The 11,130-nt window shown below is 36.7% G+C and carries 10 protein-coding genes; 4 read left to right on the top strand and 6 right to left on the bottom strand.

Going from position 1 to position 11,130, the window contains the following annotated elements; all coding sequences use genetic code 11:
* Window positions 1-206: 206 nt before the first annotated feature.
* Window positions 207-2,333 carry a helix-turn-helix domain-containing protein gene (locus DRF58_RS13195; protein WP_116036121.1) on the bottom strand — a complete coding sequence of 709 codons (2,127 nt, stop codon included), beginning with the start codon at window positions 2,331-2,333 and terminating at the stop codon, window positions 207-209.
* A gap of 120 nt (window positions 2,334-2,453) precedes the next feature.
* Window positions 2,454-3,008 (bottom strand): crossover junction endodeoxyribonuclease RuvC, encoded by a 555-nt coding sequence (gene ruvC / locus DRF58_RS13190; protein WP_116036120.1) that lies wholly within the window; start codon window positions 3,006-3,008, stop codon window positions 2,454-2,456.
* A 77-nt stretch (window positions 3,009-3,085) separates the two neighbouring features.
* Between ruvC and DRF58_RS13185 the strand changes: the two genes are divergently transcribed.
* Both DRF58_RS13185 and DRF58_RS13180 read left to right on the top strand, forming a co-directional pair.
* Window positions 3,086-3,955 carry a phosphatase PAP2 family protein gene (locus DRF58_RS13185; RefSeq protein WP_116036118.1) on the top strand — a complete coding sequence of 290 codons (870 nt, stop codon included), beginning with the start codon at window positions 3,086-3,088 and terminating at the stop codon, window positions 3,953-3,955.
* A gap of 127 nt (window positions 3,956-4,082) precedes the next feature.
* Complete coding sequence (locus tag DRF58_RS13180) at window positions 4,083-6,815, top strand: M16 family metallopeptidase (RefSeq protein WP_116036116.1); 2,733 nt, start codon at window positions 4,083-4,085, stop codon at window positions 6,813-6,815.
* 53 nt (window positions 6,816-6,868) lie between these two features.
* Here DRF58_RS13180 and DRF58_RS18935 read toward each other — a convergent pair whose 3' ends face one another.
* The 4 genes from DRF58_RS18935 to DRF58_RS13170 all read right to left on the bottom strand — a co-directional run bounded on the left by DRF58_RS18935 (window position 6,869) and on the right by DRF58_RS13170 (window position 9,367).
* Window positions 6,869-7,000 (bottom strand): hypothetical protein, encoded by a 132-nt coding sequence (locus tag DRF58_RS18935; RefSeq protein ID WP_262510767.1) that lies wholly within the window; start codon window positions 6,998-7,000, stop codon window positions 6,869-6,871.
* A 21-nt stretch (window positions 7,001-7,021) separates the two neighbouring features.
* On the bottom strand, window positions 7,022-7,171 hold the full coding sequence (locus tag DRF58_RS19145) for a hypothetical protein (protein ID WP_394338496.1): 150 nt from the start codon (window positions 7,169-7,171) through the stop codon (window positions 7,022-7,024).
* An 89-nt stretch (window positions 7,172-7,260) separates the two neighbouring features.
* Window positions 7,261-8,319 (bottom strand): ferrochelatase, encoded by a 1,059-nt coding sequence (gene hemH / locus DRF58_RS13175; protein ID WP_116036115.1) that lies wholly within the window; start codon window positions 8,317-8,319, stop codon window positions 7,261-7,263.
* Between the two features lie 169 nt (window positions 8,320-8,488).
* Window positions 8,489-9,367 (bottom strand): NifU family protein, encoded by an 879-nt coding sequence (locus tag DRF58_RS13170; RefSeq protein ID WP_116036113.1) that lies wholly within the window; start codon window positions 9,365-9,367, stop codon window positions 8,489-8,491.
* Window positions 9,368-9,632: 265 nt separating this feature from the next.
* On the opposite strand from DRF58_RS13170, the gene DRF58_RS13165 reads away from it, so the two are divergent.
* Both DRF58_RS13165 and DRF58_RS13160 read left to right on the top strand, forming a co-directional pair.
* The gene (locus DRF58_RS13165) at window positions 9,633-10,151 is read left to right on the top strand and encodes a gamma carbonic anhydrase family protein (RefSeq protein ID WP_116036111.1); all 519 of its coding nucleotides are present in this window, start codon (window positions 9,633-9,635) and stop codon (window positions 10,149-10,151) included.
* A 39-nt stretch (window positions 10,152-10,190) separates the two neighbouring features.
* On the top strand, window positions 10,191-11,129 hold the full coding sequence (locus DRF58_RS13160; protein WP_116036110.1) for a YihY/virulence factor BrkB family protein: 939 nt from the start codon (window positions 10,191-10,193) through the stop codon (window positions 11,127-11,129).
* Window position 11,130: the final 1 nt, after the last annotated feature.

Genomic DNA, 11,130 nt, shown 5'->3' with positions numbered 1-11,130 from the left:
GTCTTGATACCTTTGACACAAAATGGTTCACCCTGTTTCTTGTGAATGATTTTTAAATTATAAATCTAATCTTGTATTTTTTATTTTGCAAACTAAAGGACGCAAAATTCTACTTTACATAAATTTTAAAAGTCGCAAATTAAACTTTGCGACTTTCTTTTTTATTGAATTGAAAATTATTTGCGACTTTGCAATAAAAATTAAAACTATTTCTTCAAATTCAAAAAGTAATTCCAAATCAATCGAATCTCACCATAATCAAAATCCGAAGGCAAGACAGACTTCCAATCATTGATATTCTCTTTTGGATCAGCCTTGAATTGTTTTTCGAAAGCTTCAACTTTATTTTTCGGATAAATTCTTAAAAGGTCATTTCTGTCCAAGAGATTTTGCTCAGCATATTTTGAAAGATGCCCAAAAATCGTGGAATTCACCAAGCCTCTTTCTTTCGCAATCTCAGCAACAGTTTTTCCATTTTGAAACAACTGATAAGTCAAAACGTGCGTCGGAACTTTCTTGATGGTCATAGAAACTTCCACATCTTTTTCTTTATCAAATAATGGCGTTTCCAAAAGGTAAACCTCTTTCAAATCCTTCAGATAATCTTCGATATCGTCCAACCAAACACGGAAATCTTCATTAAAAGCTTTCAAACCTTTTACACCTTTGGTTTCAGAATAGAAATCTTTGAGCGGAGAAAATATTTTCTCATTCACATTCGAGAAAAAGAAATTGACAGCACCTTTGGCCTTGACTTCAATCTCTGTCCATTCTTCCTCATCTTGCAGGAATTTTTGAGTTTTCTGAACCAAGATTCTTTCGAATTTTTGGAAAATAGTAATGTAATTTTCGATATCAGCTTTCAAGCAATGATAGAGATAATTGGCTTTTTCTTTATCAATGAATTTACTGCTTCGGCTGATAACCATCCAGTTTTCCAAAGCGGACTGAAACCATACACAATCGATTCTTCTAATGACTTTTTGAATGCTATAATCGTATTTTTCAGCATTAAGGATTTCCTCGATTTTCGAATTCGCGTGCGTCTCATCCTGAAACTTCGAAACTCGTTTGTCGGAGAAAATAACTTCGGGTGTGATTTTAGATTTAAGGACAATTCCTTCCAAAGTTCGGCAACGCGACAACGCTACATAAACCTGACCAGAAGCGAAACTTTTTCCTGCATCAATAATCAATCTATCAAAGGTCAAACCTTGACTTTTATGAATCGTAACCGCCCAAGCCAGTCGAATCGGAAATTGTTTGAAACTTCCCAAAACTTCCTCCTTGATGTTTTTTTCATCATCCAAAGAATATTTTTTCTGCTCCCAAGTTTCCGCTTTCAAAGTGATTTCTTCTTCGCTTCCATCAAGAATTACTGAGATTTCATCTTCGTCGAGATAAGAGATTTGAGCGAGTTTTCCGTTGTAATATTTTTTATCAGATGAGGTGTCATTTCGGATGAACATAATCTGCGCTCCGACTTTCAACTCCAGAACTTCATCATTCGGATATTGTGTTTCTTTGAATTCCCCTACAACATCCGCGGTGTAAGTATGCGATTTTCCGCCAAGTTCTTTGATCTTTTTTTGATTAATGTCGTCCGCCATTTTGTTATGCGAACAGAGATAAACGTAGGCTTCATCTTTTGGGTCAAAGTCCGGTTGATATCTTGCATTCAGAGCTTCGAAGTCAATGTCTTCTGTAATTCCGTCTCTAATCGCATTTAAAATTTCTAGAAAATGTTCATCGGTTTGTCGATAAACTTTGGTCAATTCTAATGTGATGAAGTTACTGCCTTCCAAAGCTTTGGCGTGAAAGAAAAACGGAGAAGAATAATACATTGATAGAATGTATTCATCTCTCACAACAGGAGGTAACTGATAAAGGTCGCCAATGAACAACATCTGAACGCCTCCAAATTTCTGCTGATTTCTGCGAACGTGACGAAGAGAAAAATCCATCATATCCAAAACATCCGCACGCAACATTGAGGCCTCATCGATAATGATAATTTCGATTTCGCGTAGAAGTTTGAGTTTGTCTTTTCGGTACTTGAAATGTGGCATCAAATCGGCAATGTTGTTCGCCAGATTTTGGTCTATTCTTTCTGTAGTTGGAAGAAAAGTTCTGAGCGGTAAACCAAACATAGAATGGATGGTAACACCGCCTGCATTGATAGCGGCAATTCCCGTAGGCGCAACTACAATGTGTTTTTTCTTGGTTTTTTTTACAAAATCGTTGAGAAATGTAGTCTTTCCGGTTCCTGCTTTTCCTGTGAGAAAAATGCTTCGGTTGGTGTGTTCTACGATTTCAAAAAGAGAGTCATTCATCGATTCAAAGATAGAGAATCGAGAAACAAGAATCAAGTTTAAAGAGACAAGAAAAAGGATTTAATAAAAAGGCTTCGAGAGCCTCAGCCTGACAAAAATCTATCAATAATCAACCAACAACTATTTAATCCTATCAGGATTCTGTTTCAGAAAGCTATCCCAACCAGAATAAGATTTGTCTGTTGAGAGACTTCCGGAATTGAAATGATGACAAACAGCAACCGCCAAACCATCAGATGCGTCAAGATATTTTGTAGGAAATTCTTTTAACTTAAGAAGATTCTGGAGCATTCCTGCGACTTGTTCTTTGCTGGCATTTCCGTTTCCTGTGATAGCCATTTTGATTTTCTTTGGAGAATATTCTATGATGGGAATATTTCTGTGGAGACTTGCAGCCATTGCAACACCTTGAGCTCGTCCTAGCTTCAACATACTTTGAACGTTCTTTCCAAAAAATGGCGCTTCCAAAGCGGTTTCATCCGGATGATATTCATCAATCAAAGCTAAAGTTTTATCAAAAATGACTTTTAGTTTGGTTTCGTGATTTTCGTATTTTTTAAGGATTAATTCGTGGATGGCAATCAGCTCCATTTTACTTCCTTTTACAGAAATAATTCCAAATCCCATTACTGCAGTTCCTGGGTCAATTCCTAAAATTACTTTTTCCACTAACATATTGGCAAAATTACAATTATTATCGAGATGTTTTTCTATTGGCTTATCTTTGCACGTTGAATGTAATCGATAGATTTATGAAGTGTTTTCTTATTCCGTTTTTCCTATTTGTATTTACCAATACCTTTTCTCAAAACTCTGACAGTCTTAAAATTGATAATGTCAATGTAGAAATTGATAGCTCAAAAGTTGATTCCAAAGCATCTATCGGTCGACAACTGGTATTAGATGGTAAACAGATTGTGAATAATATTTTCCATAGCTACACGAGACCCATTTATTGGAAAAAAGATAACTGGTTGGATTTTGGAGGAGTGGCTCTTGGAACAGTTTTGCTCTATTCTGTAGATAATGATACGAGTCGTTTTTTTATGAAACAAGGAGAGAAAGCGCCAGAGGTTCTTAAAAGTTTTGGCTACTACTTCGGAAGTCCACAAAATAATTATGGTATTACAAGTGCGGTTTACCTTACAGGATTATTTACTAAAAATGAAAAAATCCGAAATACAGGTGTGCTGATGATTTCTTCCGCAACCACTGCTGGTGTATTGCAAACATTTATGAAAACCTTAGTTGGAAGAGCACGTCCTGGAGCAGGCGAAGGCAAATTCTATTTCAAGCCATTCAGCGGACAACCAGCTTATAGGTCGTTTCCATCTGGACATACGATTTTGGTTTCAACTACGATGTTTGCATTGGCAAAACAGTTTGAAAATCCTTGGGTAAAAGCCGGAATCTATACTGTCGGAGCTATTACGCCTGTGTCAAGAATGTGGGATGGCGCTCATTTTTTCTCGGATGTCTTTCTGAGTGCGGCAATTAGTTATTTTGTGGTTGAGGGAACTTATCGCTATATGAATCATTACGATGATAAAAAATCTCAAAAAATGGTGAATTGGAAAGTAAGTGCTTCTCCTAATATGTTAGGATTGACAGGCGTTTTTTAGATGGATTGCTTTTTTTTGTTGTTGCATTGATAATAATGTGTTAAGATTTTCACAAACATGAGGCGGGAAGCTTGTTTTAAATGAAAAGTTGTTAATTTTAAACCTCTAAAAAATTAACAATCAAAATATGAAGAATCTTCTACTGACAGCGGCGGTCGTGTTCTATGCAGGTTATGCAACACCTGTGTTTTCTCAAAAAGCCGAAATACCTAAATTCATTGCTAATACTGAAGGAATCAAAGAATATTCTTTAAGTAACGGGATGAAAGTACTTTTGATTTCTGATGCTTCTCAAAGTAATGCTGTCATCAACATCGTTTATAATGTTGGTTCAAAACACGAAGGTTACGGCGAAAAAGGGATGGCGCACTTGCTGGAGCATATGTTGTTCAAAAGCACAAAAAAATTAGGCGATATCAAAAAAATGTTGTCTGATAAAGGAGGAAATGCCAACGGAACAACTTATTATGACAGAACCAATTATTACGAAGTTTTCCCTTCTAAGGATGAGAACTTAAAATGGTTCTTGGAAATGGAAGCTGACAGAATGGTAAATGCAACTATTCTTCAGACAGATTTGGATAAAGAATTTTCTGTTGTTAGAAATGAGTTCGAGATTGGAGAAAACAGTCCAAGTGGTGTTTTGATGGAAAGAATTATGTCAACGGCTTTTCTTTGGCATAACTACGGAAACAGTACAATCGGGAGTAAGGAAGATGTAGAAAGAGTAAAAGCTGTAACGCTTAGAAAATTCTATGAAAAATATTATCAACCAGATAATGCAACCTTGATTGTTGCAGGGAAATTTGATGAGAAAAAAGCTTTGGACTATATTGCTCAATATTTCTCAACTATTGCAAAACCAGCAAGAGTTCTAGAAACACCTTACACGGTTGAACCGGCTCAGGATGGGGAGCGTTTTGTAGAACTGAAACGTTCCGGAGATAGCAAAGTTGTGGGTGCACTTTATCACACGGCTCCTTTTGCAGACAAAGATTATGCAGCTTTGGATGCTTTGCAGGAGATTTTGACGGCTGACCCATCAGGTTATCTTTACAAAGCGATGATTGATTCTCACAAAGCAGCTTCTATCTATGCTTATCAGCCAACGGTTAGAGATGCGAGTTTTATGTATTTCGGATTGGATGTTCCGGCGGATAAAGATATCAAGGCAACTGAGAATGATTTCCGTGCAGTTTTAGATAAAGTAGGAACTATAAAATATACTGAGCAAGACATTGCAAGAGCTAAAGCTAAGTTACTAAAGCAAATCGAAAATGTTAAAAATAACACGATTGGTTACGCTATCAACTTAACAGAGATTGTTGGGGCAGGAAGTTATAAACTGAATTTCCTTTACAGAGATGCTGTTGAGAAATTAACTGTAGCTGATGTTCAAAGAGTTGCTGAGAAATATTTCAGAACCAATAATAGAACGGTTGGGGTTTTCATCCCTGCAAAAGATGAGGTAAGAGTTAAGAATATCGAATATACTAATGAGCAAATCGCTTCTCTTACAGATAATTACAAAGGAAGAGCTCTTGAAAAAGAAGCTGCACCTTTCGAAGCGAGTATCAAAAATCTGAAAGCTAATTTGACAGAAGGCAAACTAAGCAACGGAATCAAATACGGCTTAATCAATAAAGATATAAAAGGAGGAAAAGTATTAGGTAGCTTCAAATTCCCTGTGAGTAATGCTAAGGATTTAAATGGTAAATCTGATGTTGGTTCTCTAATGGCTCAGGTTCTTAAAACAGGAACTAAAACCCACACCAAAGAACAAATCCAAGATATGCTGGACCAATGGAAGTCTAATATCAATTTCGGATTCAGTGGTCAGACGTTGTTCGTTAATTTCAGTACTTACAAAGACAGCTTGCCAAAAGTAACGGCTCTTATCAAAGAAATCCTTACGGAATCTACTTTCCCAGAAGCTGAATTGGCAAAAACAATCAACGAGTACAACACGTATCTTGAAAGTTCATTGAATGACCCTCAGTCAATCGCATTCACAGAAATCGAAAAGATTACTGAGAATTATCCTAAAGAAAGCATCTATTACACCGCTTCTACTCAGGAACAGATTGATAACAACAAGAAAGTGAAGAGAGAGCAATTGGTAGATTTCTACAACAAAATTTTAGGCGGAAACAACGGAGTAGGTTCTGTTATCGGAGATGTTGATAGCAAGACGGTTGCTGGATTATTAGAATCAACTTTCGGAAAATGGAATTCTAAATCAACTTACGAGTACATCAAACCGGAATTGTTCGCAACCAAAAAACAAGACAAAGAATATCTGACTCCAGATAAAGAAAACGGCGCTGCGGTTGGAAAAATCAGTTTCTCTATGGACAGAAAATCTCCGGATTATCCAGCTTTCGTTATCGCTAACGAAATGTTGGGAAGCGGTGGTTTCTTGACTGCGAGAATCCCAACTAGACTTCGTGAGAAAGAAGGAATCAGTTACGGTGCAGGGTCTTTTGTTAATGTTCCAATTGACAACAATGTGGCTTCTTGGTCTTGGTATGCATTCTTCAATCCGACTAAAAAAGATGCCGTTGATAAAGCTTTGAAAGAAGAAGTGAACAAAGCGGTAAAAGACGGTTTCACAGAAGAAGAATTCAAATCTAATTTGACTTCTTGGCTGAACTCCAGAAAAACAGGTCTTGGTAATGATAATACATTGATGGGATTAGTCAATTCTCAGCTTCAGTACGGACAATCTTTAGATGAGTACGATGCTTTGGAAGCGAAAGTTTCTGCACTTAAAGTAAGCCAAGTGAACGATGTTCTAAGAAAATACATCAGCGAAGACAAGTTGACTTCTGTATTTGCAGGAGATTTTAATAAGAAATAGAAATAATTATTTTCTACACCAAAAGAAAACCGCTTCAGGAATGAGGCGGTTTTTTATTTTGTAATTCTAAGGTCAGAAACTATAATCTTGTAATGGTCGTAATCTTCAAAACAGATTCCGTTTTCTTTCCAATAAGGATTTTTAGGTTCGAGGATGGGGACTTTATAAAGTTCAAGATTAGCCACAATCTTCTGAAACTCTTCCAACTATTCCGGATAGAAAACCAAGATGTCATCGTTATCTGATTTAGATTCAGGAATGTTGTTGTCCTGCGTGAATTCCAAATGCCAATTCTCATTCTCCTTTACAAGAAAAACACCGTCATAACCATTGTGTTCCTTGAATTCTCCAAGAATTTTGAAATCTAAAATTTGGTATAAAAACCAATCAGCTTCTCCAAATTCTGAGTATGTCGTGCGTATCGGAAAACCATTGGATTTAGAAATTAATGAAAGTAAAAATCATTCAGCTTTTCTTCACAAAGCGTTTTCACTACATTTACCCAACTTTGTTCCTCATTCAAACACGGGATATAATCGAATCTTTCTCCGCCTCCGTGCAAGAAAATCTCTTTTCCTTCCTCCGAAATCTCTTCCAAAGTTTCCAGACAATCGGATACAAAAGCAGGACAAACTATCGCCAGTTTTTTAATGCCTTTTTTGCCAAGACTTTCCAAAGTAGCGTCTGTGTAAGGTTCCATCCATTTGTCTTTCCCCAATCTGGACTGGAAAGTCACCAATGCTTTCTCTTTCGGGATTCCTAATTTTTGGCAAACCAATTCCGTCACTTTATAACATTGATGTCTGTAACAGAATTGATGTGAAGGATTGTCCTCTTTTGAACAGCAATTATTCAAATTGCAAGTCTTCGTAGGGTCGGTTTTGTAAATATGACGTTCCGGAACACCGTGATAAGAAAATTGTAACAAATCAAAATCCGCAGGTAGTTTCTCTTTGATACTTTCCGCCAGAGAATTGATGTAAATCTCGCGGTTATAAAACGGTTCTACGTAATTAATGTTAATATCCGGAAAGAATTTTTTTCGGACTTCTTCAGCTTTGTCAATTACCGTTTCTGTAGTGCTCATCGCATATTGCGGATAGAGTGGAAACAAAGTAATATTAGTGATGCCTTGGTCAACCAACTCTTGGATTCCGTTTTTTATAGACGGTTCTGCGTAGCGCATTCCCAAGCCAACCGGAACATCCACCAGTTCCTGAAGCTTTTCCTGAAGTTTTTTGGAAATTACAATCAAAGGCGAACCTTCGTCTGTCCAAACAGTTTTGTAAGCTTCTGCCGATTTCTTAGGTCTGGTTTTCAGAATAATTCCCTGAACCAATAATGCTCGGAAAATCCAACGATAATCGATGACTTTTTCATCCATCAAGAACTCGTCAAGATAGTTTTTTACATCTTCAACGCTTGTCGAATTGGGTGAACCGAGATTTACAAGTAAGATTCCTTTACGGTTGTTGGTTGTTGGTTGTTGGTTGTTGGTTTCCAATATTGAAAATAATTATGATTTATAAAGTTTCGACTCTGCTCAGACTGACACTCTTATAACATTTAAGATTAAAATTATCAATCTAAGCAGAGCCGAAGTGTAAAATTAATAATTTTTAATCGAAGGAAAATAATCTATCAACCAGCAACCAAAAACTATCAACTAAATATTATCCATTAACAGCTTCCACATTTTCCACCAATTCCGGAACGAATTGTTTCAGAATACTTTGGATTCCGTTTTTCAAAGTTGCTGTGGAAGATGGACAACCGCTACAAGCACCTTGAAGAAGCATTCTTGCGGTTTTGTTTTCTCCGTCATATTCAATCAGAGAGATTTTTCCACCGTCGTTTTCTACAGCAGGTGCAACATATTCATTCAGGATATCACTGATTTTCTGCTCGTCATTCGTGTATTCTCTGTTGATGATTTTAAGAACAGGATTCTCGTGCTGATGAGGTTCTATAGTTGCAATGGCTTTTCCAGCTTGCAAAAATTCAGCAATGAAAGAACGAACTTGATTCATAATCTCGTGCCATTCAAACTGAGAATCTCTTGTCACAGCCACGAAATTATCACTCACATAGATTTCTTTCACAAAATCAAAAGCTTCGTATAACTCTTGCGCCAAAGGAACACCTTCTGATTCTTCTTTTGATTTTACTTCAATAAATCCGTCCATCAACATCTTGCTGGAAATGAATTTCATAACCGCAGGATTGGGTGTCATCTCAGAATAGATTTGATACATTTCTTTTCTTTTCTGAAGATAGATTCTTGGATTTGCCAAAAGTTCGTCCTCGATGATATTCTTTAGACTTTCTGCAACGTGTTCCCATTCCACAGTATCTTCTTTCGCTACCGCAATGAAGTTGGCAGTGATGAAAATTCTATTAACAAAAGGATAATTAAATAATTCCTGCGCCAATGGAATCTCGGAAATATCAGAATCTCTATCTAATTCTAGTGAACCGGGAATCAAAGTGTAGTCCGTAACGAACTTCATTACTTTTTTATTTTCCGTAGGTTCTATTATGACTTCTTTCATTTGTCTCTATTTATTTTAATTGTAAGATGCAACATCCAGATTTTCAGAAACTGATAAATGTTATCGCTGAATGTTTCATTTTAAGTAATTTGAACTACAAAATTATCGTAAATTGGTGGAAGAAAAAAGCCGACAAATCCCAATCTTGTGTTAAGTTTTGATTATGAGAAGCTTTGCGGATTTTCGATTTTTTCTATGGGTTTGATTTTACTGATTTTTTCATCAAATCAATTATCATTTATTAATTATCAAATTATAAAAAAATATGGCAATTATCAGAGAACTTTTAGGCAAAACGCCTCAACTTGGAGAAAATACTTTTGTGGCAGAAACTGCTGTAATCATCGGTGATGTAACGATGGGGAAGGATTGTAGTATTTGGTTCAATGCGGTTTTGAGAGGCGATGTAAACTATATCAGAATGGGAGATAAAGTCAACATTCAGGATAATGTGATGGTTCATTGTACGTATCAGAAAAGTCCGACTATTATTGGGAATAATGTTTCTATTGGGCACAATGCGATTGTGCACGCTTGTACGATTCAGGATAATGTTTTGGTGGGGATGGGCGCTATTGTGATGGATGATTGTCTTGTGGAAAGTAATTCTATTGTTGCTGCTGGTGCTGTAGTTGTAGCAAACACTCACATCCGTGAAGGCGAGGTCTGGGCAGGCGTTCCGGCGAAAAAAGTGAAAGATGTTTCTCAAAATCTTATCGAAGGCGAAATTAACAGAATCGCAAATAATTATGTTAAATACTCTAGCTGGTACAAAGAAGACTAAGTTGGTATAAAGATTGAATTTCCCAAAGAAATTTAGACTATGAATAAGCTTAAATCTTTTTGGAGAATTTTAAAAGACACTTTCAACGAGTGGATGTCGTCCTCGGCTTCCAAAGAAAGTGCAAGTATGGCTTACAACGCAATATTTTCCCTGCCGGGTTTGCTTATCATCATCATTTGGGTTGCTGGGCATTTTTTCGGTGAAGAAGCTGTGAATGGTGAAATCCGACGTCAACTTCAAGGAATAATGGGTTGCGACGGAGCGAAAAGTATCCAAGACATCATTGCCAGTGCAATGATTGACAAGCAGAATTTTTGGATGAAAACGCTTGGAGTCGGAACTTTGGTTTTTGGTGCAACCAGTTTGTTTTTTCAAATGCAAAGTACACTTAATAATCTTTGGGATGTTGAAGCAGCGCCGAAAAAAGCTTGGCAAAAGTTCATTCTTGACAGAGCAAATTCTCTTGGGATGATTTTGATTATCGCGTTTCTTCTTTTGACAAGTATGTTACTTTCCTCGGTTATTGGATTGGCTAATCAATGGATTACGAGATATTTTGGATTGGAAACTTATGTGATTGTTCAGGTTACTAATTTTCTTCTTGGGTTGGCGATTGTTACAGTTCTATTTGCATTGATGTTCAAAGTTTTACCGGATGTTGAAATCAAATGGAAATCTGTTTGGATTGGTGCCGTTGTAACCGCTGTGCTTTTCAATATTGGGAAAATGCTGATGAGTTTCTACTTTGATGTTTCAAAACCGACTTCTATTTTCGGAGCAGCGGGAACTGTGATTTTGCTGATGATGTGGATTAATTATTCTTGCCAACTTGTATTTTTCGGAGCAGAATTTACCAAGATTTATGCTTATAAAATGGGGCACAAAATCATCCCTTCCAAACACGCCAAATGGAGCAAAGAAAAACTTTATCGAGATGCTGAATTAGAGAAAAATCCAATTCCGTCAGAGAATTTATAGC

Origin of the sequence: Epilithonimonas hispanica, from assembly GCF_003385395.1 — a bacterium.
Taxonomy (GTDB): Bacteria; Bacteroidota; Bacteroidia; order Flavobacteriales; family Weeksellaceae; genus Epilithonimonas; species Epilithonimonas hispanica.
This window is presented reverse-complemented; position numbering and strand designations above follow the sequence as displayed.